The organism is Bradyrhizobium sp. 62 (assembly GCF_023073035.1).
Classification (GTDB): domain Bacteria; phylum Pseudomonadota; class Alphaproteobacteria; order Rhizobiales; family Xanthobacteraceae; genus Bradyrhizobium.
On the sequence record NZ_JADPIT010000024.1, the window covers coordinates 25,029 to 50,169 of the forward strand.

At 59.8% G+C, this 25,141-nt stretch carries 42 protein-coding genes; 9 read left to right on the forward strand and 33 right to left on the reverse strand.

The window, feature by feature from the left end; all coding sequences use genetic code 11:
• Positions 1–105: 105 nt before the first annotated feature.
• From IVB47_RS25530 to IVB47_RS25540, 3 genes are all read right to left on the reverse strand, one after another.
• A complete protein-coding gene (locus IVB47_RS25530) occupies positions 106–546 on the reverse strand; it encodes a hypothetical protein (protein WP_247465416.1) in 441 nt (146 codons plus the stop codon).
• A 52-nt stretch (positions 547–598) separates the two neighbouring features.
• A complete protein-coding gene (locus IVB47_RS25535) occupies positions 599–1,054 on the reverse strand; it encodes a hypothetical protein (RefSeq protein WP_247465419.1) in 456 nt (151 codons plus the stop codon).
• Positions 1,055–1,121: 67 nt separating this feature from the next.
• The gene (locus tag IVB47_RS25540; RefSeq protein ID WP_256467921.1) at positions 1,122–2,024 is read right to left on the reverse strand and encodes a phage capsid protein; all 903 of its coding nucleotides are present in this window, start codon (positions 2,022–2,024) and stop codon (positions 1,122–1,124) included.
• Positions 2,025–2,190: 166 nt separating this feature from the next.
• Here IVB47_RS25540 and IVB47_RS25545 point away from each other — a divergent pair, with 166 nt between their 5' ends.
• Entirely contained in the window at positions 2,191–2,868 is a 678-nt protein-coding gene (locus IVB47_RS25545; RefSeq protein ID WP_247465425.1) for a hypothetical protein, read from the forward strand.
• 10 nt (positions 2,869–2,878) lie between these two features.
• Here the strand turns inward: IVB47_RS25545 and IVB47_RS25550 are convergent, their stop codons facing one another.
• From IVB47_RS25550 to IVB47_RS25690, 29 genes are all read right to left on the reverse strand, one after another.
• Positions 2,879–4,111, reverse strand: coding sequence for a hypothetical protein (locus IVB47_RS25550; RefSeq protein ID WP_247465428.1), 1,233 nt, complete (start codon positions 4,109–4,111; stop codon positions 2,879–2,881).
• Positions 4,111–4,521 (reverse strand): hypothetical protein, encoded by a 411-nt coding sequence (locus tag IVB47_RS25555; RefSeq protein ID WP_247465430.1) that lies wholly within the window; start codon positions 4,519–4,521, stop codon positions 4,111–4,113. The genes IVB47_RS25550 and IVB47_RS25555 overlap by 1 nt, the downstream gene beginning before the upstream one ends.
• Complete coding sequence (locus IVB47_RS25560) at positions 4,521–4,829, reverse strand: hypothetical protein (RefSeq protein ID WP_247465432.1); 309 nt, start codon at positions 4,827–4,829, stop codon at positions 4,521–4,523. The genes IVB47_RS25555 and IVB47_RS25560 overlap by 1 nt, the downstream gene beginning before the upstream one ends.
• Before the next feature lie 3 nt (positions 4,830–4,832).
• The gene (locus IVB47_RS25565) at positions 4,833–5,111 is read right to left on the reverse strand and encodes a hypothetical protein (RefSeq protein WP_247465434.1); all 279 of its coding nucleotides are present in this window, start codon (positions 5,109–5,111) and stop codon (positions 4,833–4,835) included.
• Positions 5,080–5,841: a hypothetical protein gene (locus tag IVB47_RS25570; protein ID WP_247465436.1), complete on the reverse strand. Its 762-nt coding sequence runs from the start codon at positions 5,839–5,841 to the stop codon at positions 5,080–5,082. The genes IVB47_RS25565 and IVB47_RS25570 overlap by 32 nt, the downstream gene beginning before the upstream one ends.
• 18 nt (positions 5,842–5,859) lie before the next feature.
• On the reverse strand, positions 5,860–6,222 hold the full coding sequence (locus IVB47_RS25575) for a hypothetical protein (RefSeq protein WP_247465437.1): 363 nt from the start codon (positions 6,220–6,222) through the stop codon (positions 5,860–5,862).
• Positions 6,219–6,401, reverse strand: a complete 183-nt coding sequence (locus IVB47_RS25580; RefSeq protein WP_247465439.1) for a hypothetical protein — start codon at positions 6,399–6,401, stop codon at positions 6,219–6,221. Before IVB47_RS25580 ends, IVB47_RS25575 begins: the two co-directional genes overlap by 4 nt.
• Entirely contained in the window at positions 6,398–8,089 is a 1,692-nt protein-coding gene (locus tag IVB47_RS25585) for a portal protein (RefSeq protein ID WP_247465441.1), read from the reverse strand. Before IVB47_RS25585 ends, IVB47_RS25580 begins: the two co-directional genes overlap by 4 nt.
• Positions 8,086–8,337 carry a hypothetical protein gene (locus IVB47_RS25590; RefSeq protein WP_247465443.1) on the reverse strand — a complete coding sequence of 84 codons (252 nt, stop codon included), beginning with the start codon at positions 8,335–8,337 and terminating at the stop codon, positions 8,086–8,088. The genes IVB47_RS25585 and IVB47_RS25590 overlap by 4 nt, the downstream gene beginning before the upstream one ends.
• A gap of 231 nt (positions 8,338–8,568) precedes the next feature.
• On the reverse strand, positions 8,569–8,760 hold the full coding sequence (locus IVB47_RS25595; RefSeq protein ID WP_247465444.1) for a hypothetical protein: 192 nt from the start codon (positions 8,758–8,760) through the stop codon (positions 8,569–8,571).
• Positions 8,757–9,302, reverse strand: coding sequence for an HNH endonuclease (locus IVB47_RS25600; RefSeq protein WP_247465448.1), 546 nt, complete (start codon positions 9,300–9,302; stop codon positions 8,757–8,759). Before IVB47_RS25600 ends, IVB47_RS25595 begins: the two co-directional genes overlap by 4 nt.
• On the reverse strand, positions 9,299–9,721 hold the full coding sequence (locus IVB47_RS25605; protein WP_247465450.1) for a hypothetical protein: 423 nt from the start codon (positions 9,719–9,721) through the stop codon (positions 9,299–9,301). The genes IVB47_RS25600 and IVB47_RS25605 overlap by 4 nt, the downstream gene beginning before the upstream one ends.
• Positions 9,718–11,289: a terminase gene (locus tag IVB47_RS25610; protein WP_247465453.1), complete on the reverse strand. Its 1,572-nt coding sequence runs from the start codon at positions 11,287–11,289 to the stop codon at positions 9,718–9,720. Before IVB47_RS25610 ends, IVB47_RS25605 begins: the two co-directional genes overlap by 4 nt.
• Positions 11,286–11,765 carry a terminase small subunit protein gene (locus tag IVB47_RS25615; RefSeq protein ID WP_247465456.1) on the reverse strand — a complete coding sequence of 160 codons (480 nt, stop codon included), beginning with the start codon at positions 11,763–11,765 and terminating at the stop codon, positions 11,286–11,288. The genes IVB47_RS25610 and IVB47_RS25615 overlap by 4 nt, the downstream gene beginning before the upstream one ends.
• 206 nt (positions 11,766–11,971) lie before the next feature.
• Positions 11,972–12,142 (reverse strand): hypothetical protein, encoded by a 171-nt coding sequence (locus IVB47_RS25620; RefSeq protein ID WP_247465458.1) that lies wholly within the window; start codon positions 12,140–12,142, stop codon positions 11,972–11,974.
• Positions 12,139–12,327, reverse strand: a complete 189-nt coding sequence (locus IVB47_RS25625; protein ID WP_247465460.1) for a hypothetical protein — start codon at positions 12,325–12,327, stop codon at positions 12,139–12,141. Before IVB47_RS25625 ends, IVB47_RS25620 begins: the two co-directional genes overlap by 4 nt.
• Positions 12,328–12,518: 191 nt before the next feature.
• Positions 12,519–12,806, reverse strand: coding sequence for a hypothetical protein (locus IVB47_RS25630; protein ID WP_247465463.1), 288 nt, complete (start codon positions 12,804–12,806; stop codon positions 12,519–12,521).
• Positions 12,807–13,404: 598 nt separating this feature from the next.
• Positions 13,405–13,581, reverse strand: coding sequence for a hypothetical protein (locus IVB47_RS25635; protein ID WP_247465466.1), 177 nt, complete (start codon positions 13,579–13,581; stop codon positions 13,405–13,407).
• Positions 13,578–13,991 (reverse strand): transcription termination/antitermination NusG family protein, encoded by a 414-nt coding sequence (locus tag IVB47_RS25640; RefSeq protein ID WP_247465469.1) that lies wholly within the window; start codon positions 13,989–13,991, stop codon positions 13,578–13,580. The genes IVB47_RS25635 and IVB47_RS25640 overlap by 4 nt, the downstream gene beginning before the upstream one ends.
• Positions 13,992–14,122: 131 nt before the next feature.
• Positions 14,123–16,129 (reverse strand): AAA family ATPase, encoded by a 2,007-nt coding sequence (locus IVB47_RS25645; protein WP_247465472.1) that lies wholly within the window; start codon positions 16,127–16,129, stop codon positions 14,123–14,125.
• Positions 16,130–16,162: 33 nt separating this feature from the next.
• The gene (locus tag IVB47_RS25650; protein WP_247465475.1) at positions 16,163–16,903 is read right to left on the reverse strand and encodes a hypothetical protein; all 741 of its coding nucleotides are present in this window, start codon (positions 16,901–16,903) and stop codon (positions 16,163–16,165) included.
• The gene (locus IVB47_RS25655; protein ID WP_247465477.1) at positions 16,890–17,441 is read right to left on the reverse strand and encodes a hypothetical protein; all 552 of its coding nucleotides are present in this window, start codon (positions 17,439–17,441) and stop codon (positions 16,890–16,892) included. The genes IVB47_RS25650 and IVB47_RS25655 overlap by 14 nt, the downstream gene beginning before the upstream one ends.
• Before the next feature lies 1 nt (position 17,442).
• Positions 17,443–18,033: a hypothetical protein gene (locus tag IVB47_RS25660; protein WP_247465480.1), complete on the reverse strand. Its 591-nt coding sequence runs from the start codon at positions 18,031–18,033 to the stop codon at positions 17,443–17,445.
• Positions 18,034–18,062: 29 nt separating this feature from the next.
• Positions 18,063–18,500 (reverse strand): hypothetical protein, encoded by a 438-nt coding sequence (locus IVB47_RS25665; protein WP_247465484.1) that lies wholly within the window; start codon positions 18,498–18,500, stop codon positions 18,063–18,065.
• Positions 18,501–18,511: 11 nt separating this feature from the next.
• Positions 18,512–19,333: an ATP-binding protein gene (locus IVB47_RS25670; protein WP_247465487.1), complete on the reverse strand. Its 822-nt coding sequence runs from the start codon at positions 19,331–19,333 to the stop codon at positions 18,512–18,514.
• 22 nt (positions 19,334–19,355) lie between these two features.
• Entirely contained in the window at positions 19,356–19,835 is a 480-nt protein-coding gene (locus IVB47_RS25675; RefSeq protein WP_247465490.1) for a VRR-NUC domain-containing protein, read from the reverse strand.
• A complete protein-coding gene (locus tag IVB47_RS25680; RefSeq protein ID WP_247465493.1) occupies positions 19,832–19,999 on the reverse strand; it encodes a hypothetical protein in 168 nt (55 codons plus the stop codon). The genes IVB47_RS25675 and IVB47_RS25680 overlap by 4 nt, the downstream gene beginning before the upstream one ends.
• Positions 19,996–20,538 (reverse strand): GcrA family cell cycle regulator, encoded by a 543-nt coding sequence (locus IVB47_RS25685; protein WP_256467922.1) that lies wholly within the window; start codon positions 20,536–20,538, stop codon positions 19,996–19,998. The genes IVB47_RS25680 and IVB47_RS25685 overlap by 4 nt, the downstream gene beginning before the upstream one ends.
• A 58-nt stretch (positions 20,539–20,596) precedes the next feature.
• The gene (locus IVB47_RS25690) at positions 20,597–20,962 is read right to left on the reverse strand and encodes a hypothetical protein (protein WP_247465499.1); all 366 of its coding nucleotides are present in this window, start codon (positions 20,960–20,962) and stop codon (positions 20,597–20,599) included.
• A 30-nt stretch (positions 20,963–20,992) separates the two neighbouring features.
• Between IVB47_RS25690 and IVB47_RS25695 the strand changes: the two genes are divergently transcribed.
• Together IVB47_RS25695 and IVB47_RS25700 are read left to right on the forward strand one after the other, a co-directional pair.
• The gene (locus IVB47_RS25695; RefSeq protein ID WP_247465502.1) at positions 20,993–21,190 is read left to right on the forward strand and encodes a hypothetical protein; all 198 of its coding nucleotides are present in this window, start codon (positions 20,993–20,995) and stop codon (positions 21,188–21,190) included.
• A gap of 323 nt (positions 21,191–21,513) precedes the next feature.
• The gene (locus IVB47_RS25700; protein WP_247465505.1) at positions 21,514–21,780 is read left to right on the forward strand and encodes a hypothetical protein; all 267 of its coding nucleotides are present in this window, start codon (positions 21,514–21,516) and stop codon (positions 21,778–21,780) included.
• Here IVB47_RS25700 and IVB47_RS25705 read toward each other — a convergent pair.
• Positions 21,774–21,977, reverse strand: coding sequence for a helix-turn-helix transcriptional regulator (locus IVB47_RS25705; RefSeq protein ID WP_247465508.1), 204 nt, complete (start codon positions 21,975–21,977; stop codon positions 21,774–21,776). The genes IVB47_RS25700 and IVB47_RS25705 overlap by 7 nt on opposite strands.
• A gap of 555 nt (positions 21,978–22,532) precedes the next feature.
• Between IVB47_RS25705 and IVB47_RS25710 the strand changes: the two genes are divergently transcribed.
• The 6 genes from IVB47_RS25710 to IVB47_RS25735 all read left to right on the forward strand — a co-directional run.
• Positions 22,533–22,886: a hypothetical protein gene (locus IVB47_RS25710; RefSeq protein WP_247465510.1), complete on the forward strand. Its 354-nt coding sequence runs from the start codon at positions 22,533–22,535 to the stop codon at positions 22,884–22,886.
• Positions 22,883–23,098, forward strand: coding sequence for a hypothetical protein (locus IVB47_RS25715; RefSeq protein ID WP_247465513.1), 216 nt, complete (start codon positions 22,883–22,885; stop codon positions 23,096–23,098). The genes IVB47_RS25710 and IVB47_RS25715 overlap by 4 nt, the downstream gene beginning before the upstream one ends.
• Before the next feature lie 320 nt (positions 23,099–23,418).
• On the forward strand, positions 23,419–23,889 hold the full coding sequence (locus IVB47_RS25720) for a hypothetical protein (protein ID WP_247465516.1): 471 nt from the start codon (positions 23,419–23,421) through the stop codon (positions 23,887–23,889).
• Entirely contained in the window at positions 23,886–24,236 is a 351-nt protein-coding gene (locus IVB47_RS25725; protein WP_247465520.1) for a hypothetical protein, read from the forward strand. Before IVB47_RS25720 ends, IVB47_RS25725 begins: the two co-directional genes overlap by 4 nt.
• Positions 24,236–24,421, forward strand: coding sequence for a hypothetical protein (locus IVB47_RS25730; protein ID WP_247342782.1), 186 nt, complete (start codon positions 24,236–24,238; stop codon positions 24,419–24,421). The genes IVB47_RS25725 and IVB47_RS25730 overlap by 1 nt, the downstream gene beginning before the upstream one ends.
• Positions 24,418–25,141, forward strand: a 724-nt coding sequence (locus IVB47_RS25735) for a hypothetical protein (protein ID WP_247465523.1), incomplete at its 3' end; no start/stop codon positions are given. The genes IVB47_RS25730 and IVB47_RS25735, both read left to right, overlap by 4 nt.

Genomic DNA, 25,141 nt, shown 5'->3' on the forward strand with positions numbered 1-25,141 from the left:
GAAGCGTTGGAGCGCTACGACGGGTTCTAACCGCCCATGATCGCGAAGGGATCACAGATGGCTAAATCTCGTCTATGCTCACAGGCGCAATTGGGCTTGGCTGGACTAGGCAGCCATCCTCTTGGTGAGAGCGGCGTCGGCCTCAGCCTTGCTGCCGTATTCCTGGATGATGTTCTCGCCTTCCATCAGCTTGAACTTGCCGGCCTGACCGCGCCGGACTTCATAGCCGCCCTTTACTGGACCATCGCCCAGGATGACGATCTGACCGACAACGGCCAGTTCAACAGCAGTCGCGGTCGGGCTCGACTTGGCGATGATGACCTCGCACGTCTCCAGCAAGCGCGCGTCCTTCTCGTTGCTGTCGATGCGGTCGAAGCGGCAGATGCGAATCATGTCGCCGGCCCGAAGCGTCTGGCGCATGTTCAGAAAATATTCGTCGTTGAGCACATCGGCCAGCGGCCATGTGGTGCGGCACGTCCAGCGTTGCGCAAACGGCATCGAATCCGACATGCAGACATCAAGCGGACGGGCGCGAAGATCGCTCATGAAAACCTCATGGTTGAAAGGAAACGGGGCGCCCGAAGACGCCCCGCCGTGGTTAGTTGTGGGAGTAAACCAGCGTCACTTTGAGGTTGCCCGACGCAGGGGCGGTGGCCGCTGCGATGACGCCGACAACGATTTCGTCCGAGGTCGAGGCAACGCCAGTCGCGGCAGTGACACCAAAGAACGTCGGCGTGTCGGTCGCGGTGAAGGTCGCGGCAGCGCGGTACTTACCGGCAGTCACAACGGTTGCAGTCGTCGCGGCGGAATTCAGCGTCGCGGAGCTGATCGCGAGGGTCGTGGAACCCAGCGACGTATCCGTTTCGAGAATGCCGTACAGGAACACAGAGCCCTTGGGGATCATACCGAGGACAATGATGTCAGCCGCAGCCTGCGAGGCGAGAGTCACCTGCTCGGTGTAAACGCGCGGCGTGCCGTGCACAAAGCCAGGGTTAGGCGTGGATTTCGTCGCGCCAAGAACCTTGGCCGACTGAGTGCCGAAAGTAGTAGCCATTGAATGGCCCTCCTATGAGAATGATGGAAAAGGAAAGCCCGGCGAGTTGCCCCGCCGGGTCAATGGCCTACGAAGTCGGCAGCGAAGCCGTGTCGTCCACGGTGCCCTTGATGACGCCAGTGTCATCGATCAAGCACGCGCCGCCGCTCATCATGTTGTTGACGAAGTACGACGCACGATCACCGTGCCAGGTGATGTCGGCCGAAACCGCAGAGCCACCGTCGGTCGCCGCGATGTTGCCCGCAAAGGCGCCGGTCGCATAACCGATCGACTGCTTGTGCCACATCAGCAGCGTGCAAGTCGCAGTGCCCGCGCCGGCAACGCCAGTATGCAGGCCCCAGTTCACGCCCATCCAGTTCTTGAACCGCATGACCGGCGCACCCTCAACATAGGGCAGACCGTTCGACTGCGTGCCGAGGTAGTCGGAGCGCTTGAACTCATCCACGGTCATCAGGAAGGCCCAGGCCTTCGAGGAGAGAGCCGCGAAGATCTGGCCATCGTTCGGCACGTCGTTGGCGAACAGCGCCTGCACCATGTTGATGGCCGAGTTGCGGATCGCGGCCTGCGAGGTGACGGTCCAGTTCGACGCGGTCTGGGTCGTGGTGCCCAGCGCCGTGATGATCTGGTCGTCGGTCTTGCGGCCGAGAGCCCACGCACCGCCCTGCGCAATAGCCATGCGCTCGTCGATGTTGGTCTTGGCCTCGTCGAGCTTGTCCACCCAGTCGCCGGCATAGAAGTCGGCGAGAGTGCACGGGATCGCAGTGTGGTCCTGGTTCATCGGAGTGATGACGCCAGCACGCGCCTTGACGGTCGCGACGCCCTTACCGATCTTCTGGAAGGTCGTGGTCGAGCCGACAATGCCGTCCTTGACGCGGACGGTCGGGCGCAGGATCGAGCCCTGACGCTGATACAGCATCTTGACTTCTTGCTGATACGTTTGTACAAATGCAGTGGAGACGGAAGTGCTCATCTGGATGATTCCTGTCGTGAGCGTTGAGGAATCACCTGCGGCAGCGTGGCTCTTCGTATGCGAGCGGGTAGCCTTTCGGGGCCACTCAACATTCGACTAGGGGCGTTGCAAGTGCGTGGTTGTGGGCGAGCGTTTCGCCGGGGCTCTTGAACAGAGGTGGCCGACTATGGCTCAGAAGAAATCCGTCCAAGGACGGAAGTGGGTTGAGGCAGGCGAGCGGAATGCACTGCTCGTTGCCGTTCGATTTAGTCACCGCGACAAATGGCGAGCCAACTACTGGCTATTCAAATGCGACTGCGGCGAAGAAACATTTCAGCGGCCGGATTATGTTAAGCACGGCCGCGTGCTGTCCTGCGGTTGCTACCGCGACGACATGAATGCGGAACGGATGACAAAACTTGCTGCCACTCACGGGCACACGAAAAATGGAAAGCTAACGAGCGAGTACAACTCTTGGCGCAACATGCGCGATAGGTGTCGCTACCCAACAAGCGACAACTGGCTGATGTACGGTGGCCGGGGCATCAAGGTTTGCCAGCGATGGGACACTAGCTTTGATAACTTCCTTGAAGACATGGGCTTGAAGCCGACACCGAAGCACACGATTGGGCGCGTAGACCAAGATGGGGACTACGAACCCAGCAATTGCCAATGGGAAACTGTGCCGCAGCAAAACCGGAACAGAAGAGACAATCGGTTCATCATTTACTGCGGACAGACAGTCACAATAGCCGAAGCCTGTCGGCTGGCCGGCCTACCTCGCGGCCGAGTGAATGCCCGCCTCCGCGCAGGCTGGACTATTGAGCGCGTATTCAGTGATGGTGACGGACGTAAATCTGGTTGAGTCTTCGAGATCAGCGCACTCGGCGAGCGCGAAGCGTGCCGTAAATCGTGGTCGTTCCAGTGAACGTTGCCTGCATGACGAGGAATACCGTCGTCGTCGCATTGAGCGAAAGCCGCGAGGCCGGCACGGACAGAAGATCGTCGCCGGCAGCGAACGAGGCAATCAATTGCACTCGGGCGCCGCTATCAAAGGTTGGCAGGGTCGCCGTGGTGGTGGAGACGCCAGCCTGAAGGATTGTTGCCGAAGTCCCGTGGGCGAAACCCGCAGAACCGGAAACCTCCCAGTCGCCCGCAGTAAGGGAAATCGTAGTGATGTCCTTTGGTGTCGCCGAGGTTAGCGATGTATTGGTCGCGCGCGCAACCGTGGATGTAATCAGCTCGCCGATGTTGCCTGCCGTGGCGCTTCCAGTAGTAGGCTCGGCAGGGTATTGGCCGGCGCTAATGGCTATGCCGCCGTCCTGGATAAGCTTTCCGCTCGTGCCGCTGAATGTGGCGACGCGCCCAGATACCGCCGACGCCGGCCCGACCACAGCGCCATCGATATTGGCCTGGATGATATCCCAATTGGCACCAACGGCGGCCTGCGTTCCCGATGCACTGCCGTCAGTGATGCACATCATCATGTCGCCGGCTTCGACGTTCGTTCCCGATGCGCCGCCGATCTTGCCGGCCACCGAAACACGATAGGTCCAACCAGCGTCGGCCGCAGGATAATTCGGGTTAGCGGAGCAGTCGATAACGCCCTTGAACACCGCCACATCGAGCGAGGCGACGCGGGCCAGGATCTCCGCGACCGTAAAGGCAGTCGTTGCCAATTGCGTGGTATTGGTGCCGGGCGAAGCCGTTGGAGCGGCAGGAACGCCCGTAAACGTCGGGCTGGCAATATTCGCCTTGAGCGCTGTAGCTGCCGCCGCCGTGGCCGCTGTGGCCGCATCCGCCGCATCCACATAAGAGGTGGTCGCATACCCAGTCGTGCTGGCAATGGTCGTGACAACGCCGCCGGAGATGCCGGACACGAACAGATCGGCGTACTCAACCAGCGTCGTTCTGGTCCTGCTCTCGAACGCATCGACGCGGGCCACAACGATATTGTCACCGATGCCGAGCCGGGTTGCTACCTTGTTGAAGTACCCGGAGGCAGCGCACGTAGCTATGCTATCCGTGACAGTCGTGTAGTTCCACGACTTGGTATAGCCGCCGTTCGCCGACGTGTCGGGGTAGAGGTTAGTGTAATCAAAGGCCATTAGACGGACAACGTCGGGCGGCTCAAGGCGCCGGTATCATCGTGGATCGCGTCAACTGTCGGCAAAGGCGCCGGGATGACTGGCGCGGAGTCGGTAGTAGTCTCCAAAGGGGGCGCACCATTGCCAAGTTGGCCGATTGCGCCCTTGAGTTCGACGTTCGCTGATTTAAGCTCGTCCGTCAGCGACTTGACCTGAGCCACGTTCGCCATGACCTCGGCAGCAGTGCTTTTCATTTCGTCGGCAACTGCCGGCAAGTCGGCAAGCACTGAGCGGGTCTGCCGAACGATATCAGCCAGGCCGGTGATGTGAGACGATGACATTCTATATTCCTGGTTGATGTCGTGAACGGCAAGCGTCAGGCGAAGCTCAAGCCAATCCATATCCGCCTGTAAGAGCGGATAGTGGTTCATTAGGTGTTGATGATTGCCGAGACCTTGTAAGAGCCATTCAGCGGCACGCCGAAATACTCGGTGGAGTCCGCCGGCATCCGCTTACTGTTGGTCGTAGCAGTCGGCGCCGTTCCGAAGGCGATCGAACAGATCGAATCCGTGTGAATGCGAACATACGTGGTCGCTGCGTTGAACGCCGCCGAAGACGCCACACCGCCAGAATAGTCTACGGTCTGGTTGGCGATCGATGGCTGCTGCGCGATCTGGGCGCCACCGCGCACAGTCTGCGCCATGTCCGCGTATTCGGTGATGTAGAGCTTGCTTGCCATGGTTTACCCCAGCCTGCTCGCCGGCTCATTGCCGTAGAGGGATTCGTTGATTGCCTTGATGCGCGCCTGAACCGCCGGCTGCTTGTACTCCGTACCCGGAGGATTGTCGCTCATGAGCTGGTTAAGCTCAGTCTGGAGCGAACCGCGCTGGTCAGCGCCAACCGCGCCGATGAACTCACCCTCGCCCATGCGCCGTCCCACGTTACCCATAATCCGGCGCATTACCGGATGATCTCCGATCTTCACGCCATCAACCGTCTTGTGTTCGAAGAACTCCAACACCTCGGGATGGTTCTTGATTTCGCCAAATGCCTGAACTGCGCGCTTGCCAAGTTCCTTCCTGCGCGTTGTAATCGGCACCCAACTCCTTACGGAGAGCCGCGTCCGCAGCTTCACGCCCAGCAAGAGCGACGCGGTTCTCTTCGGCCTTGGCAGCGGTCGCCAGTTCGGTAACGGCCTTGGACAGCGCCGTCATGGCCGTGGCGGGGATGCCGTTGTCAAAGGCGATCTTGGCAAGATTGCCCTGGATGGCCTTGTCGGCTTCCGTGGGCTCACGGCCGAGCTCGAACTTGTAACCCTCGGCGGTCTCGGGAACGCCGATCGCCTTGTTGAACTTGGCCCGGTCCTCAGCCGAGGCATCCTTGCCAGGCACCTTGATCATGGCCGAGTTGGCCTTGCGGAGATCGAGGGCCACTTTCACCGCATCGGCGGGGGTCGCGAGCCGGGTTGCGAATTCCTTGTGCTCGGGATCGGTGATGCCAGAGCGCCAGTCCGAAGCAGCGGGAGGATCGCCAGCGGGAGACGCTACAGGAGGATCACCCGCCGGAGCCGCAGGAGGTGCAGCAGCGGCGGGAGGCGGTGCAGCAGCAGCCGGCGGATCGCCAGCAGGCGGCGCAGCGGGAGCATCACCACCAGCCGGATGGTCAGGGGCGCGCATGAACCGGCCCATGGACCGTTCACTTGCAGTCATCATCGCGCGGCTAAGAACATCGGACTTAGCGAGCAAGGTCATCAATCACCGTTGGTTTGATTAAGTTTTGATTTCGTCTTTGGGTGGCGGGACCGAGGCCCACGCCGAAATCAGCGCTCCAACCCTTCGGGTCCAAGCCCGAGCGGCCAAAAGCGCGTGATTGTTTAGTTCAGGCTCAGTGAGCGGAGGGCCTTCGCAGGCGTCCACAATCTGGGAAAGCACGCGCCGGCCCTCGGGGGTGCCGAAGAACACGCGGTTAAAGTCACGGAAACGATCTGTTCTCGTGTAGTTCTGCCGGCCAACCCTGACCGGGCGAAGCGCCTCGATCAGCGAGGCAATGTCTTCCGTCTGCGTGTTGGGCTTGCGCCCGGCCCCGGCACGTTTGCCGCCACGCTTTGATTTGGGCGGCGTTTCAGTTGTCATTCAACCGAAACAACCTTGAAGCCGCGCGCCCAAAGATCAGCAAGTATCCAATCGGCCGCAGCCGGCGCGTCCCAATCGGCAATGACGTGCGCTTCCACCGTCTTCATAGTTTCAATCAATGCACCCCGCGCCCCATTGCCCTTCGGGGGTTCAGGGAATCGGATCAGAACAGCCGTCAAGCAGGCACCTCAGTAGCCTTCGCCGCGTTGCCCTTGGCCGTGGCCGCATGAGCGTCAGCAACCGTCTTGACGACATCCGCAACGCCCTGAGCGCCCTGCACCATCGCAGGACCAGCAGCCTGTTGCTGCCTCGCCTGACGCGCAGCCTGCACGCGATCCACACCCATGATATATTTGTGCGGTAGATTGAACATGTCGGGCCAATCGCGAACGATCTCATCGCCGTCAATGTTGTCCGCAGACTCCGGCTTGATCTGAAGCACCGGACCAATGACTTGGAATGAGGCCGCGATGGCGTGAGCTTCAATGGCCTTTCTGGCCTGCTGGATCGGGCTCATGAACTCGAATTCGGCTTCCCGGTTCTGAAGCACGTCAGGCGCCGGAGGGATCGGGCCGCCCTCGATGGCGTTGCCCTTTACGTCAACCGAAGCACGCAGCAGAATGCCGAACACGCGGCGCACAATCACGCCGATGTAGTCGTTTTCAAGCTGGCCCATGGTCGGGCCAATGGTGCGAATGAACTCTTCCTTGCGCTCCATGACCTCGGTCGCGGTCATGTTCTGATCGGTTGGAAGCGTGAACACTTCCTTGAAGAAGCTATTGCCGACCATCTTGCGATAGTCGTCCTGCATCTCCCGGCCAATCGGGATGTTGGCGCCCATCTCAAGCTGGCCAATGGGCTTGCCGCCTGAGCTGCGGGCAGCCTCGCTATCGATCACCGTCAGGCCGCCAGGGAACGTCCTGACAGCCGACAGCACAGCATCGTCCACAACCCAAGTCGGCGGATCAACCGCACGCTGACCGCCCACCAGGAGCGTATGGCCCATGGCCTGGAGCGTTCGGGCATCCGGCAATGCCATCATGCCCGGTGAACGCGGATAGATCTCGCCAGGGGCACATTCCCAACGCGGGATGGCAACCGGGAATTCCTGGAAGCCGCTCTCTTCAACCAGTGTTTCGTCGGCCTTGGACACGATGCAGTTAGCAAACGGCATGTTGAGATTGTTCTTGTAGCGCTCATCACGATCCTCACGAGGATAGATCGCCTGCACGTACTCGAACATCTTACCCTGATGCTTGCCGTTCTCTTCCTTCAGTGCCTCAAGCGCCTTCTTACCGGCCTTCTCGCCGAAGCGTTGGAATGCCTGCCGCGCCGTCCACTTGCGGGTGATGTAGATCGTATCGACCTGACCGTCCGCGTTCTCGTCAATGGCACAATCGCCGATATGGATTGAACGGAAGTTCAGCCCGTCGCGGTTGCGATTTTCGCCAATCCAGAGATAGCCAAGACCAAGAGCAGCAAGGTCATTGTCCACAGCGCCGGAGTGTTGAATGAACCTGGCAAGCGGATCATAGATCGCAGACCACATGCGATCGCCAACCGCGTCAAACCAAGCCTTGGCCTGATCGTCCTCATTGATCGCCTCGTCCTTGGCCTTCATCCAGAACCAACGGGTCGTGGACGGCTTCAGGAGCCCGTCTATGGCCGTCGCCAGCCCACGGCGCGCAAGCATGGGGGTCGTATCGTAAATCTCTGTCTGGGTCTCCTGGCCTTGGAGGATCGGGAACGTGAAGCCGCCACGGTTCGGATAGTACATATCCGCAAGCGACTGCCACATGGGCAGCCAGATATCCCGCTTGGTGCAGAGCGACTTGTTCCGTTCGAGAACGTCGATCACTTGGCTCATGTAGCGGTAAGGCTCGTATTGCCGCCAAGGGCCGTGGTGCGGTTGAGATTCGATCCGCCTGCCGAGGTATCGCCCAGGCCGGCAGTCAGAATAGTCTTGTCGGCGCCAAACTTGGCGTTCTGGCGCGAGCGCTCCTCAAGCCCGGCGGATTCGCTGGCAGCATCCGAGATCTTGGGCGCGGACGAGACAGGCGCAGGAGCAGCGGACGAGTTGTCGCCGCCGCCGAAGAGATCGCCGATGAATGACATTCTGTTTTGTGTTCCGATGTGGTATGCTTCGCGCTTCAAATCATGGGTGAAGCATGAGCGAGAAGTTGACGACGCACACTGCAATCCGAGCAGGCACGAGAGTTATCTATGTTGGCGAGCCGGGCGAGATCATCGCGCTAGTACCGAATGCCAAACGCGCCGTAGTCGCGCACCCAGATCGGCCGCCGAAGTTCGTAAACTCAGACGGCAGCGAAGAGCCGTTTGTCTGTGTTACCTTACCGACCGAGTGAACGGCGAATAGCCGCGCGGTCCTTCAACAACGACCGCCGGCTTGCCCCGCTTGAATTCTGTCACGACATTGCCCGGAACGAAGTCATCGGCCTTGTCACGCTCACGCTGATAGGCCCGCAACTTCTCAATCGTCCAGCCGCATTTCTTCTCTTCGTCCGTCAGAACAATCATGCAGCCCGAGGGACCGGCTGAAACGAATGGTCAATCTGTTTAGCGGCCAAGTAAGCCTCATGAGCCTGCTCTTTGGTGTCGAACAGACCTAGGGCGCGCGACTTGCCATTCACTTTGATGTCCGCGCGCCATTTCTGGCGGAGCTTGTGCCAGCCAACGCCCGTTAGCCCACTGGCATTGTTGGAACCCACTCCGCGATTTTGGTGGTTCTCTGCATGGGAGCATTCGCGAAGATTGGAAATCCGGTTATCGTTTGGATTCCCATTGACATGATCCAACTCACTCGCGGGCCACTCGCCGTGCACATAAGCCCAAATTAGACGGTGTGCAGGATACATAGCCCCGCCGAAGCGCACCAAAACGTAACCCAAACGACCAGCACAGCCCGCAGCCATTCCTGCGTATCGCGTATTCCACATCTTGAATGTGCCGTCGCAAACAAAAGCGGCCCTATCCCGCCTACGCCAGATCAAAACACCAACAGCGGCATCGTAATCGAAAAGGTCGCGGACTTGCGAAACGTCCAGTTCTTTTGCCTTCAATGCAAAGCCCGTTCAGCCAGCGCGCCGGCCGCAACAGGCCCCATCCGATCAATGATCTGATCGCAGATGGCATCCGGCAGATGACGCCCCTGCGCCTCTCTGGTGGCCTTCCTGAGCTTGCTCAGATCGCGCTTGTCGAGGCCGTCAATGAACGATTCCGCTTTCACGGTCTCAAACCCAAGCACCTCAGCCGTCGCAACCAGAAGCCTGACATCAGGCCCACTGATGCGATCAGGCACCTGAGGATCGCGTTCCTCACCGGGCTGTTTAATCTCGAACGACAACGGGCCGAGCTTCAAAGCCGGCTCCTGCGACTGAACCATCATGAAACCGCAGTCGGCTTTCCACTGGCGCAGCATCTGTTCGGTCTCAGTGCCATCAACCCAGATGGCGTATTCTGCGAGATCGCCGAGTTTCATCGTTGGGCACCATAGCTGCCGGCGTGCGGATTGAATTTGCCAGCGCCCTCATGAACCACGTTGCCTTTGCGGAGCGCCCGCTTCACAGCCTTCGTTCCTTCAGACCAGCACATCACGACCGCATCACCCTTGCCAGGAGACCGCCCGAGACGCTCTCGCAGCTTGTCCTTGCTTTCGATCAGCAGCCCGCGCGCTGCAACTTCGTACACAGGCGCCGTCAGGTCAGCCCGCAACTCAGGATCGGCCGGCAAAGCAATCTCGGAGCCGCCCTCTTGATCGGGATTAAGAGCCTCACGAAACCGCCACCAGGCCTCAGCCCGCTTGTTCGCAAATGCTAGTTGGCCGTCAACCGTCTGAGCGCCTGACGCGCCAGCTCCATTAAAGCCAATATGAGCAATCGAATTATCCTTCAGGCGAAGCGTAACCGCCCCGCCGTAACCGCCGCCGACATCCACCACAACGGGCGCAGAGCCTCGCCTGTGCGAGATAATCAGGCCAGCAGCCCGAGAGCCGTCCGCCGTGATCTCGCCCTTCTCGCTCACCAGTTCAGCGTACCAGCCGCCATGACGCCAGCACAGTTCGGCAGCGTCAGCACCACCGCCGGCAGGATCGAACGCCATCGCGGTCATGGCGTATTCTTTGTGGCCGTCCGCTTTCCATCTGCCTTGGGCTTCAACAACCCACTGCGTCGGGATCACCTGAAAGTCGGCATCTTGGCGCATTGCCATGAAGTTGCCGTCACGAACCGCCGAGCGCAGCGGCTCAGGCAGGCCGTCCAGGTTGGCTTGGTAGCCGGTATTGATCAGAAACGGGTTGTCGCTCAATTTCGCGGGAATGAATGTCCGCGACATTGGCGTTAGCACCCGCCCGTCCAACTCAATGGGCGTAGAGTCCGGCACCTCAAGATCAGAACCATCAGGCGCGGTAACGAACCACCTTAGCTCGCCGTGCTTGGCCGGATTGGGATGCGTGATGTCCAGCCATGGCCGGAACATCCCGATAATCCAGTCTCCGTCAGCATTGAGCGGAGGATTGGTCCCGAGCACCGCCCGGACCCTTTGCCCTGCCGTTGTCGATCGCAGCCAGCCTAAGTGAAACCGGACTTGGCTTTCAAGAAACTGCGTCGCTTCGTCAAAATACTTCAGGTCGAACGGATGGCCCTGCCAATCCTCCTCATCGCCTGCATGTTGGTTGCCGGCGAATTGGATGTATCGGGTATCATCCGGCCGTAACAAAGGCGGCGGAGAACCGTTGAATCCGTTCCTCGACCCGTTGATCTGGATCGCGCGCTCCGTCAGCGCCGAAAGATTCGCATACTTGCGCCGCAGAATAAGCGAACGATGGTGCGCCGTGAACGCCAGCCCAAGACCAAGATCAGACTTGCCGCCGCCGCCCTGCCCGCCGTAGAGCAGGACATCGGCGAGACAGAAGTAAGCCTCGGTCTGAGGCCCCGGATTCGGTATCCACTTCATGCCGCCTGTAACGCCCACAGCGGCATCTACAACGGCCTTCCTGTCTTCTGGCGCCAAAGCCCCGAGCTTCCCAAGAAGCTCATCCAGCAGGCTCACTGAGCCGCCTTAGCCAACGTGAATGCAATGCGCCTCGCTGCCTCGGTCTCACTCAGTTCGCGGGTTTCAATAGGCCCGCCATCCTTGCCGACCATCTCGTTGGTCACCCGCTCGCCGTACTTCTTCGGCGCCATCCGAGCCATCAACCACTTGCGCGTATCAACCCGCAAACGAGACCGGCCGATCACCTCATGGTTTTCGACCTCGATTGTCTCCTCGCCGCGCTTGCGCTCCATCCAGTCGTTGGAGCCGTCGTCGGCAATTTCTATAATCTCTTCAGCGTAATAGTCAGCCTGCGCTTCTCTCGCGCCCGCGTATTGGTCGCGAAATTCCTTGTGCGCAGCCAACCACCGCATCACAGTGGACTTATCGGGCATCTGCTCATCCCGGCAGATTTCCCTCAGGCTTTCGCCAAGTCCAAGGCGCACGCAGATATCAGCAGCGGTCTGCTGGCTGTAGTCGGACGGCCTACCCATCTCAGTCCAATTGCCCAAACTTCAGCTTCTGGTATCGGTTCTCAACGAACCCGCGCCATTCAAAGCCAGTGCCTGCGTAGGGCCAACCAGGATGGGCAAGAGACCGAAGTTGCTGGCCCAATCCGTTCCCGTTCTCAGCGCCTCGTAATACGCTACCGACATCGGCTTCAGTCTCAGTGGAAACACGCCCCATTGGCTGCATGAGATCACGCGGCATCGGTCTCAGGCGCCGCAAACGGCATCACGCCATAACCCCACTCAGGGGACCAAACGACCTTGTTCGGGTCAACCTTCGGATTCTTCTCCTCGAACTCGGCCTTCTGCTCTTGGCGTTCGAGCTTGCGGCGGATTGATTTGACGTCCCAGATTATACTCATGCCGAATCCTTATCCGGCGCGCTGTAGCTCGGCTGAACCGGCGGCATCTCGCACGGACTTGTGTCAAGGATGTACAACGTCTCTCCGCTTGCCACAGTCGCAACAAACAGCAAATCGTCAATGCCCCCGCCCTTGGTATAGCGCCGGTCCTTCGTCTGGAAATCCGGGAAGATCAAATCGCCCATTACGCGTCCGTCCAATTGCAAACCAGCCAAGCCAGGGCCAAGATCCCGGCAGCAATGATAGCCGCAGCCTCAATGGCCTCGATGCCCATTGCGATCTCCGCTATCTCGCCAGGAAAGCCGAAGTTCATGGGGACAATTACCAGTTTCGAGGAAGCGAGACCTGTTCGGTTATCTAAGACTGACTATGCGGCTCAATCGCCCCGCTCTGCGGACCTGTAGCCTTCGAGGAAGGCCTTGCGCGGCGAGAATGACTTGTAGCCGTCCGCGTACACCACGTAGAAGTCGCCGGGGATGGGCTTGTAACGCGCCCACACCTCCGCGTCGGTCTTGATGGATGCGTACCCCTTGTCGCGGAACGTCAGCTTGCAGAGCATCGGGTCTGCTGTGTCAATTTCCAGCGCCCAAACCTTCTTGTGGCTCACGTAGCGCGGCATTTCCATCGCCGGGGCTTCATCGTGGCCGTCTTCAGTCGGATGCATGTTTCAACCTTTCCTCGTTGATAAACCCTCGGTCCCTGATGACCGATAGGCGTCGATGCGAACTCAGTGGTTCCTTGAACCAAACTAAATCAAACTCACGGGCACCAGCTTGCCGTCCTTCTGCTCAACCAGCTTCGCCTGGCCGTTCTTCAGCATCTGGGCGAGCAACTTGATCTGTTCTGCGGTCATGTAAGCCTCATACGCTCTCGCGTATTGATCGGGTTTATACGGGGTAGCGTATGGGTTTCTGACTGTACCGATGTCCATACGGCTTCGAGACAACGGGATCGACGGTCCTAACTCCGTTCCCGCTGATGCGTTAGGCTTACCTATCAGTCAGAAGGGTTTCGCGCGCCACTCGCCTGTAAAGCGCTCTCGCGTTTTAACGCGGCAGGGGAGCTTATAGGCGCTGTGGGTGGCTGAGGGCGCGCGAACTGTGAAAGGGAATTTTGGGCACAAGCCGCCAACTGCGGCTAACCCATTTGTTAGCCCGGCGGAAAGGATGAACCACATCACCGAGCCCACAAGATCAGCGATTTGGCCCAGAAAGTCTTTCAAATCTTTTGTCATGGTTTTGTATGAAACGTGTACGTTTTGGTTACGCGCCCTTCGGCTTGAACGAGCGCAGGAAGTCAGCGGCCTTGCGCCATGCGCGCTGGTACTGCTCCGCTCCGCTCATGGTCTCCAACTGATTGGCGGCCTCCTCAAGGGCCTGGCGAGCCGCGTCAGCGCGTTCCAGCTCGATGACGCGGTTGATGCTTGTCATCTCGTTCACGCCGCCCTCGCCCTTCGGCTGGCCCTTGGCTTGCGGCTTCCCCGCTCTTGCCTGCGCTGTCGCTCCAGCCCGGTGATATCGATATCGTTCTGCGCGCCCGTGATGTGATCCACCACAAGCCGGTGCATTTCCTTGGCTGTGACCTTGCTGGCGCCCTCGTTGTTCGAGATCACGTCGTACACGCCATAGACGTTCTTCACGTCCGTCCAGCGCCCAGGCTCGGGCAGGAAGAAAAACAGATAGCCCGGCATCAGGGGACGCTCACGGCAGAACAACTTGCCGTCGCTGGCCCTGACCTTGGCGAAGGTCGGGAGGAATGTCCCGTGGTCGGTCTTCTCGATCTCCGACCGGACAATGTGAACTCGGCTGGAGTATGCGCGGCAGACTGCCCAGTGTGGTGTTGCGTTCATGTGATGCCCCGTTGGCTGGTTGGTTGGTGTTGGTCTAGTGGCGCTAGGGGCGTCCCCTATAGGGAGACGCCACCAACGCCACCACTTTTTGACTGGTGGCCCGCCACCTCAAACGCCACTAACGCCACTAGTCACGCCAGACCCCAAGTTTTGCGGTTTTCGTCCCCGTCGTCGGTACGGATTACGAGGCCTTTTTCGTTGAGTGTATCGAGCGCCCTGGTGATGGATTTGTTGTGCGCGCCGGTCATCAGAGCCAGCCTTGTGAGGCCAAGCGACTCCCCGGCGGCCTTGTTCAATGCGGCAATAATCTGCTTCTCAACCCGGCCTAATGGCTGCGCTGGGTCTTCCTGTTTTGGTGCCTTCTCATCTTCTGAATTCAGGTTCAAAATTAGCGTGCTGTGTTCTTTGTCGTTCATCTGGTAGGCGATCTTTACGGATCTCAAACTGATGGTCGGGAATTCTTCGGCGTCCTTTTGCTTGCCTTTGGGAGCTTCGTTCACGAGTTCGATGTTGTCGTCTTTGCGGCGAACGTGGATTACGGTGTCGGATGCGTTGCGGAAGGATTCGTTGCCGAGTTCGTTTTTGTCGCTGTCCTTGCCGCCATGGTGGACGACAAGCACATGGGCTCCGGTGGCTTCCTTTAGCCGATCGCAGGCGGTCACGAAGGCATTCATATCGGACGGCTGGTTAGGATTGCCGGCCCCGAATGTTCGCGACAGGGTGTCGATCACGATGAATGCAGGGGCTTCCGGCCGCTCCTGGATGGCAGCAATCAAGGCGTCCAGGTCTGTTTGGTTGACCATCGTTAGGCCATGCGGGATGACCTGGAAGTCTGGTGCCGGAAGATCACGGCCGCGGTTTTGCATCCATCCAGCGATACGGCCAACCAAACCCTGCGAACCTTCGGCGGCGAGATAGATCACCCGCCCCTGCTTGACGGGCTTGCCGTGCCACTGGAGCCCGGTGGCAATGCAGAGGCCCATGTCCAGCACTGCGAAGGATTTGAGCGATCCTGAGCGGCCCCAGACCATCGACAGGCCGCTCTCGGTAAGAATGTCCTGGATCAGCCAGGTGGGTGGTTTCATATTGCCGAGGTCGGCGATACTGACGAGTCGAACCCGAGGCTTTGGGGTGGTGGTCGGGGCCAGCTCACGCGCAGCGGAGATCAACGCCGCGGCGTCCGACCCTTCGGCCACACAATCCGCGGCGTCCCATTTCTCCCGTGCACCTTCGGGTGGGGTGAGGGCCAAGACGCGACAGCCCATGGTCGCCAGTTTCGCGGCAGCCCGCTTGCCGTAGTCAAAGCCGGCGGCGTCGTTATCAGGCCAGATGATGACCGTCTTGCCGGCGAGCGGGGACCAGTCGGTCTTTTCGATCGGGGCGTGAGCGCCCTGCATTGCAGAGGTGGCCTCAATGCCTACCTTGGCCAGCGCGTCTGCCTTGCCCTCGCCCTCGACCAGGACGATGGTGGAGGCCAGCGATATCTCGGGCAGGCGATACAGCGGCCGGAGATCCGGGGCGCCTGGGGACCATTTGGTCACGCCATCGATCGTCTTGTGACAGAACGGGCGGAAAGTCTTGCTGTCCCTGGTGCCGTCAGGCTCGAAGCGAACGACGGAGGCGATCACGTTGCCGCGGGTGTCGTAATAACGGTAGGTCGCGACCGGGGCGCCCAGCTCCAGCATATCGGCCCGCGGTTTGGTGCCGAGCTTGGTCTTGTTCTTCTCGATCTTCTCGATCGGCGTCGGCTGCCAGGTGGCGCGCTCGACCTCGATTGGGTCGTTAAAGAAGTCCTTGGCGATCTCTTTCAGGGAGAGAACGAAGTCGGCCGTGCCGCGGTAGCCCATGCAAGCGCGGTAGAGGCCGATCAGGTCGCCGCCCTCTTCGGTCGCGTGGTCCTTCCACAGCCCGGCGTCCGGCCCTGAGAGCGAGATGGAGAGCGAGGCGCCGGGCGTGCCCGAGGTGTCGCCTACCCTGGCTTCGCCGCGGGAAATAAGTGCACGGCCCGAAAAGAGCCATTGAACAAATTCCTGCGCAGATGCGTTGAGACGTTCGCGGATGGTGTCAGCGCTGATCTCGCCTTGGCGAGCGTCGCCTTGGCGCTTAGCGCTGTTGAAGTCGAGAATTTGCCCCGTCAAGATACCCTGCGTTATTGAAACTCGGCGGCCTGACTAGGCCTGTTCAGACCAGCAACGGTCTTTGTGGCTGCACATCTTGCAGCGCCAGTCGGTTGGCCCCTTCTCGGTGATGCGGGGCAGCAACTCGCCTGCTTTGGTCGCTTTGATAACGGAGACAGCCCGGTCACTCGCGGCCTGCGCTGCCTCGCCGTCGAAGGGGACGAGCAGATGTAGGATTTCACAATTGTCCGAGTTGACTGCGCTGAAGAGAGCCGGGTTTTCATCCAGCCCCAGGTAAGCCATGTAGAGTTGGCACTGGTCGAAATACTGCGGATAGGCCTGGCGCAAGCCGTACTTCTCGATCTTCTTCCAGCCTGACGAGCCGAGCGCCTTGTGCTCGAACAGGCAGGGATATTTCAGCACATCCGGCCCGGCCACGATGATGCCGTCAGCATGGCCCTTGAACAGATCCTCAGCCGCCGAGAAATGCGTTGCCGCTGTGCCGCGCTCCATGCGGAATCCGGCCTGGCCGAGGGCCTTGACCGTGATCTCCTCAAACATATGGCCGCGGGAGAAAATGCGCTTGGTTCGCGCCGCATGGACGGAATCGCACTGCCAGTCATACTGCACGCGGCGCAGACACTCAGAGCCGATGCCGGAGGCGCCGAGGTATGTCCGGCGCTCCTCCCGCTGCTCGACCAATGCTGCGGCGTCCATCAGGGCGTTGATGGCTGCGTTGATGTCGGTCGTTGATAGGTTCGAGCGGTTGAAGTCCAGCCCTTCAGAATGGGACATCTTCGTCCATTTCCCCTCTGGAGAGCAACGGCCCACCATGCGCCGCGGAAATCTCCCGCTCGGTCTCCGGCTGCGAAAGCCGCTGAACGATCTTGTCCCCGGCCCCTTCGTCGCGCGCGGCAAGCGCGGCGTCGGTCAGGCGATGGATCTGCCATGAGAACGAGACAATCTCAGCCTTCGACCACGCCGACAGCGGCTTGTCGAAATCAACGCCTGTCACGCCCCCCAGCGCCGGCAGAATCGTTTCCACCGCGCCAGCTTCCCACGGCGCCGGGTCTCGGCCGGTCATGGTGCGGATTGGAATGTCGTAGCTGCTGCCTTCGGCAACGGCCTGCTTGGCTTTGGTGTTGATCCAGCCAAAGATCGCAGCGGCAACGATCCAGCCCCATTCGATCTGCGAAAGGGATGAGACCATGGCTCGCCCGTTAATGCCGTCGCCGGAGACGACAGCCTTCGCGGCATCGATAGCGGCCTGGGTTGCTTGCACATCCCAGGCTGCCTCGATATCACGCGGCTTGATTTTAGCCGCTGCTGCCATGCTACTGAGCCCACGCGGGCTTGCCGGCCCCGGCGGTAGCCTGAGCTGCAACGGCAGCCGCGGCCACGTTGGCGGGGGCAGCACTCGCCGGCCTCGCAACCTGCTCGACCTTGATCCAGGTCTTGCGGTCAGGAGTTACCGCGGCATCCAAGGTGTTCTTGTCCTTGTAGCCGGAGCCCTCCTTGGCCTTCTCGATGCCGATCTTGGCAACGAACCGGAGGCCGTCAAAGTCGCCCCATGAGTTGACACGACGGCCAGCCTTGGCCGCTTCGCTTTCGTCGTCTGGCCGAATGCCCTTTGCGCTTTCGAGAATGCCACGCAGACGAGAAGCCGAAATATCCGCTGCCTTGGCGTGGCCCTCCGTCGTGCCCTCGACAGTGAATAGCGACCAGAATTTCCGCTTTGCGGAAGGACCGTCAACGACGGTGAATTCGCAATCGAGCGCCTGGCTTGAGCCGTCCTTGGACCGCTTCAGCCACCCGCCCTCGCCGGCATTGCCGGGCCTCACGGTGAGATGCACAACGGCAATCGTGCCGTCCGCGATCAAGCCGCCTTCGCGCTGCTGTTCTGCTCCGTTGAAATCGAACGCCATGTGACTGTCTCCTTTGGTTGCTGTGTGGATTAGGCTGCTTTGTCGATGGGAAGATCCGGCTGGTCTTTGTCTGCCTTGGCCGGTGCACGTTCGCCGATGTACATAGCTGGCTCGGCGAGAACCAAAACCGCAGCGCTGTTGCCGTGCTCGGCGAGTGCTGTGATATTTTCGACCAGGCTGGAAGCTTCCAGCTCAAGCTTGATACCGTCCTTGACGGTCCACTTGCTGACGGAACCGATGATGTGCGGGAGCCCGCGCCGCGCCATCAGTGCCGCAATCTGGCGGACAGCATGAGCCGCTGTCTTCTCGATTGCGTCGATCGCGTTCTGCTGCTCGTCTTCGGCCAGCATCGCCCACGGCACTTGAATGCTGCGAACATGCGTCAAGAGCGCGTCGCGGATATCGCCGGAGAGCGTTTCCGCCTCGGCCATCTCGATAAGTGTTTCAGGCTCTAACGTCGCGTACATTGCATTCCCCTTTATGCTGCTTCGGTTGCTGTGGTGGATTGCGTCGGGATCGTGTGATCCATGGCCTTGCGGGCGCCCTTGCCGGTGATCTTCGCGAGAAGCTTGCCCAAGTGAGGCTCCTCGATTTGCTCCAGCCGCCCAGAGCGGTCCTTAGCAGGGTATTTCCAGACGTTGGGCTGTGTGCACACCAACGCGCGCACAGGCTTGCCGTCGCCGAAGTCGAGAAACTGCATGGTGACAATCTGATCGACGATGCCCGGCAACTCCTTGCCGGTCTTGCTGCCTTCGATCTGAAGCTCCCAGGACGTGACGTTGAACTCGTCCTTGAGATTTTCCAGAATGCCGACGAAGAACACGTTCTTGCCGCGGGCGTGCTGCAAGTGAGTGAGGAACGCGATCATCTCCCGGCCCATCAGGCCGTAGGTGCCGCGCACGTCCTTCTTGCCGCGGTCGTTGAAGCTCTCGGGCTGTTGCTCGCACCAGCGGAAACAAAGCCGGCCGGCAACGGTGATCGAGTCCACGAAGTAGGTGTCGTACTTCGCGAGCGCGTCGGCGCCGCCCATCGACTCCGCAATAGCGTCATAATGCGCCTGGCTGTAGACAGCCGTCGCCGGCAATGCCGGGTTGGGGCCGCCGAGATAGACGCAGAGATCGCGGCATTCTTCCCATGTCCGCGGCTGGAAGGTGTCAACGGTGACATCCTGGACCGACAGGTCTCCGGCTTCGAGGTCAACGAAAAGCGTTGACTTGGGGTCGAGCGTCCGCAGCAACGTGGTCTTGCCCACGCCGGCCGGGCCGACAATGAGCGCCTTGACGCCCTTGTCCTGCGACATCCGCTCGTCGGCGGAAATGATCTTAAGCTTGCGTTCCACTGGTCTCTCCTTTGCTGCTGTGTTTGATGCTTTCGAGGTGGTTGGTCTTGAACAGCGTTGTGCGTTGGTATGCCGGCTTGAGCGCGCCCCACTTCGTCAGGTACTCAATGGCTTCATCAACGGACTTTGCGAGTGCCCACTTGTGGCCCAGCAAAGCGCAGCGATCGCGAAAGGTTTTCTGTGTCGGCGACATCGAGCCGCCGGGCTTCTTCATCTCCAGCCAGCCAACCTGCCCCGCCGGCAACATGAAGCAGAGATCGGCAACGCCTGAGCGCACGCCCTCGGCCTTCATCTTCGTGGCGTTGCGGATGTGGCGATTGCCCTGGTTCGGAATGGCGAAATAGTAAATCTCTGGCCGCGCCGCATAGACGAGATAGTCCATAAGCTGCACCTGGATCTTGTGCTCGCTCAGACCGACCGGCTTGCTGCCGTCGATGACGCGGAATTTGGCGGGGCGCTTCATGCCAGCCCCCGTGCACGAACGAGCCTAAGAGCGTAGAGGGCATGAAGCCCGAGCGACGCTGCGAGCGATTGCGCAGCCTCGACGCCGTCGTCCAGGAATGTCTGGATGATGCGGTCTCGCTGTTCTTTGGAGATGCGGTTCTTGTGGCCCCCACGGTCGCTCATGCCACTGACTCTAAGTGATTTGGCGCTCCAGACGCAGGAGCTTGATATCCGGGCGATGACGGGGCGCCCCAACGCTTCAGCGGCTCGACATAGCAGCGCGCAAAGTGATCTGCGCAGTAGGAGCGCTGCGAGACGGGATGGCCGCAGTAGAGAGCACCTTCGCGCGGGTCGCCTGCGATGTACTTGCAGTCGTTGGCGCCGAGTTCGAGCAGGGTCTTGTTCAGCGGCGCCGCGTCGATGCACGCAAAGACCGGCATTTCGGACAACATGACGGACGAAGCAACGCGCAGCCCATTTCCATAGCCAGCCCTGACTATGCGGAGAACCGGCCTGTTGATTGCCTTCGCTCTCGACGGCCTCTGCTTGCGCGGCTGACGCTCTGAGGTACGCCGCTTGGAGAGCTTCAGCCGCCCAGCTTTGCTGATGCAAGAGTTCTTACTCATCCCGATTGCATCCCCGATTAGGGCAAACGAGAAGCCGGCGGCGTGCATCTTCTGGAGCGTATTCATCCGCTCCTCAGTCCAGGCTGTGTCCCTCATCCCCTACCCCTGTGTTTGCCCGTGTGTGGTGATGCTGACGGGCTAGTTGCCTTTGATCTCAGGTGCGATCCAGACCGCCAATGATGCGAGCGATGCGCTCAAGGCGATCAATTTCCGTGCGATAAAAATCCGTATCCGTTGCACGCATTCCTCCGGCGATCTGTTGATATTGCGAGGCCAACTCGGCCGCCTCTTGCCTCGCTTGTATCAACTCAGCTTCACGCCTTATGTCCCTAGCAGCCCAGTGTTCCGGGTCTGAAATTTCTCCGTACCAAAGTGCCTTTACGGTGCGGAAGGAGACCGTCTTGACCTTGCGCGGCACTCGGCCGAGCCAGCTCTCGCGGGTGTCACCCCAGTCCTTCGGTCCTGCGACCATCGCGATTTCTCTACGCACGTTTTTCACTCCGGATTGATTTTCCGACACTTGGACACTCCATGCTGTTTATTCCCCGGCATGGACGGCACGAACGATAACGACACCTGGACACGCATCGGCTTGGCGGCAGCGCGCGTCCTAACCCAGATCGAACAAGAAAAAGAGTTTGTAACCGGCGTACAGCAAGGCGCTCATCGCCACGACGAAGCAGGAGAAGACGACAGCAAGAGCGCAAGTAAGGCCCGCGTCGTCAGAGATAAAAAGCTCGCGCTCTGAAGCGCGAGAGTTGTCCGGCAGGGAGGTTAGCGCCGGAAACCGAATTACGTTGTCGCGCTGCGTATCATGCGCGCTGTGAGGAGCCGGCAGTGGACAAGCCCCCGTCGTCACTGCCGGCTTCGTCAATCCGAAATGGCGAGTCATGCTCGCCCCCAAGCTGCATATGTACCAAAATGCTCCAGCGAGCGGTTCCACATGGGAACCATCTGAGTTATGCAACCGTAGTAAAGCGGATGCGACGCAAGTTCACTTGCAAGCGGGATTAACAAATGTGAATTTGGTTCCCTCGCGGTTATCGCGGCTATATTGTCGGGGGAATTGGAATGTCGGGAATTGCGGAGCGGCGGCGAATTCCAACCATTCATGCAGACGGATTCGACGACTTCTTTTTGGTCAACGGAGTTTTGCGCTGCACGGCATTCGTGCTGGTCAAGTCGGCCTTCGAGAGACGAGAGCCGGAGCACCAGCCTGTGCTCCATATGAGAATAGCTCTGGCAGGCGCCGCCGAATCTCAACTCGAAGTCCAGCGGTTGCTCGAACAGCAATCCGGCGAGGGCTTCAGGTTGATGCGCAGCGAGATTGCTCATTGAACCAGCTCCGCCTTCATGTGCTCGACCAACGTGGAGGGGGTGATGCCAGTCACCTCCTCGATCTTGGCCCAATGCTTCTTGCGCGGCAGGTGAACACCGCGCTCCCAACGTGAAAGCGTCATCGAATCCACCCCCAGAAGCTCGCCGGCTTCGTCCTGGGTGCGTTCGCCACGCCATGCCTTAAGAGGATTTGTCATTGCCCGGTCACTATAGGCACAAAACGTTATAGACGTCAAGTCGTATAGCATTTTGTGAATAGTGACGTAAACACAAAGTGTTAGTAGTGTTCTCGGGTCATGCCAGCAAAAATTTATCCGCGCCGACGCCGAAAAGTTTACCTCGCCGAGTGGCGCCAGGCGAAGGGCCTCTCTCAAAAGCAGCTTGCCGATCGGCTTGAGAGTGACGTGATGACTGTCTCCCGGTGGGAGCTGGGGAAGACAGCCATCAGCACTGATGCGCTCGCTGCGCTAGCAGAGGCTCTGGGCGGAGATATGATGGAGCCTGAAGATCTCTACCATCATCCAGGCGAGCCTACCCCGAACCAACTCCTGCGGGACCAACCACCCGAAGTGGTAGAGAACGCCATGAGAATGCTTAGGGCCATCCGGCGCTAGACTGAGCACCAGCTAACCCCGTGATTCTCGCGGGGTTTTCTTTTTACCGATTTTCTTATAACTTTTTCTGCCTAGTGCTATTGCTATGCATAACGTTTTGTGCCTATAGTCTTCTCGTCAACACGACGGGGAACGACAATGCAGCAGCAGCTTCCAGCCTCAAACGTCCGCGAGATCAATGCAGCCGCATTTCGCGGCCCCTTCTACATCGTGGTTTGCGGCCTCTCGAAGGATGACCCGTACACGCCGGAGCGTAACATCGGCGACACGACTTGGGCCGGGACCGTCAAAGACATCGCCGACATGCAGTTCGAGAACCTGCTTCAGGTGATCGAGCTTGGCACCGGCCGGGACGTGACCGACCGAATGGTGCGCGAAGCCGCCGAGCTTCGCATCCACGATGGAGCCGACTACAGCCACAAGTTCTTTGAGCTGGTCGAACTCCACATCGGCACCCGCACCGCTCGCTCCCTGGTTCGGGTGACTGCATGACCGCAGTCATCCTCTCCCTCCCCCGCGACCCCGAGCCGAGCTTGCGTCAGCTCCTCGCCGTGTCGGCAATCATCGTCTCCGCCGAGAAGATCGCATCGCGCGGTCTCCTGGCTGAGCAGGAAGAGACCGAGCTGCGCGAACTGATCGTGCGGGTCTGCAACGTATTCGGCGTGGACACGATCGCCGAGCGGCCGATCGAGATAGTCGCATGATTGCCGTCCTCTGCCTGTCCGTGATCGGTTTCTTCGTGCTCGTCTACGTGATGATGGGAGCAACGTGATGCACATGGTCATCATCTTTCTTGGCGTGATGCTTCTGTTTAGCCCGCCGCTCTGGGTTCTTGGCCTTTCGCTTATCGCGATCGGGTTTGTGTGGGCAGTGCTGCATTGAGGCTGTCGCTACGCCACTGATTAAGACAACGGGGATGACATGAGCCAGAGAGATTCCGGGTACGAGCGCAAGGAGCGCGACCTGTACGAGACGCCCTCCTTGGGTTACTCGGGCGCTGATGCCGCATGTCCCGGAGCGCATCATGCGTGTTTGGGAGCCGGCGAAGGGTGGCGGAAAGATGTGGGCGGCACTCTGCGATGCCCGCCGATTCCGCGAGGTCTATGGGACGGACATCAATGACGGCCGCGACTTCTTTGAGCAGGGCAACCCGGAGGCGTTTGAAGCCATCATTACCAACCCTCCCTATGTGGCTGCGACCGAGTTCATCCACCACGCCTTAAACCTGACTGGCGGAGCGGTTCAAGGCTTCGTTGCGATGCTGCTCCGCACGGATTTCGACCACGCGAACAGCCGGCGAGAACTGTTCGAGTTGGCGCCTTTCGCAAAGAAGGTCGTGCTGACGAAGCGCATCCAATGGTTCGAGGACTCTAAGGGTTCGCCGTCCTTCAATCACGCCTGGTTCATTTGGGACTGGACGCACGAAGGGGCGCCGACGCTGGCCTACGGCCCCAGTCCCTCGCTCACATCGCCTCAATACCGGAGTGAACCATGACGTTTCGTGTTGGGCAGAAGGTCGTTTGCGTCAGCGAACATACCTGCACCGATACCCGCCTGTTGCCGGGAGGCAAGTATGTTCCGATTTGGCCTGTTGTTGGGGAAGTTTACACCGTGCGCGGACTCACGAGTGGAGTGCCCCTAAAGAGACCGCTTCTTTTTCTTGAGGAATTGGTGAACCCCGTCGCGACATTTCTTGAGGGTAAATTTGAGATGGGGTGGAATCCAGAGCGCTTCCGCCCACTCATCGAGCGCAAGACCGACATCTCCGTCTTCACCGAGATCCTGCGCAAGGCGACGAAGCCGGCGCGCACTCCCGCAATGCCTCAACAGGACCGCCAGTGATGTTCGGCAAATTCATCTTCGAGTGCGACGAGGACAACATCGTGCTCGCCATGCGAACCGCGAAGAAACTCTCCCAGGATGAGACAAACAGGGAGTGCCTGGTGGCGTTCGGGGAGGACGGAGGAATTCAGATGTTCGGTCGGAAGCTCAAGCGCAGCATCAGCGTCAAACAGGTGAAGCCATGACCGAACCTCGTGATCAATCTTCCGCTGAGATCTGCGACGCTGCAACGCTGGCCGACAAGATTGCAGCTTGGTCCCCATCTTCCAGGTGCCCGCTCGTCTTCATCGCCCGTGAACGTCGGCTGATTGAAGATGCGCTTCGCACTTTCTCTGTTGCCCAACCGCTCAACCAGCAAGCCAAGGATCATCCGCCCCTGGACAACCCGCGCGATCCGTTTGCGTCACCGGATCGCATAACTGGTGGTGCCCAACCAGCGCGCGACTTGTCGAGCGACCAGATCATGGAGATCTTGCGCCGAACGGTCCAGGGAGAGCTTTTGGCGCTCCTTACCGTCGGCCGCCGGCAGGGCCTCGGAGCCGACGTAAGAATTCCAAGCATGTCTGCGGAGGTTTTGGCGCGCGAATTTATCGCCGCCGCCCAATCAGCCCCGGCGCTTACTGCGTCTCACAATTCCGGTGAGCGTGCGCCAAGCAGTGATGCCGCGCGGGCCGGGGCTGGTACTCAATGTTCTGCCGCGACTGAGGACGAGATGGGAGTGATCGAAAGCGATCGGCTGTTTGCCGAACAAATCATTGCGGATTTCGGGTCGTTTGAGGAGGGCATCACGGACCAGGAGAAGCTCGCGCAGTGGATCAGGAACATCCGCCGTGCTTGCAGCACCCCCGATGAACCGCAGTCATCTGGGTGGCAACCGATCGAGACGGCGCCGAAGGACGGCACCA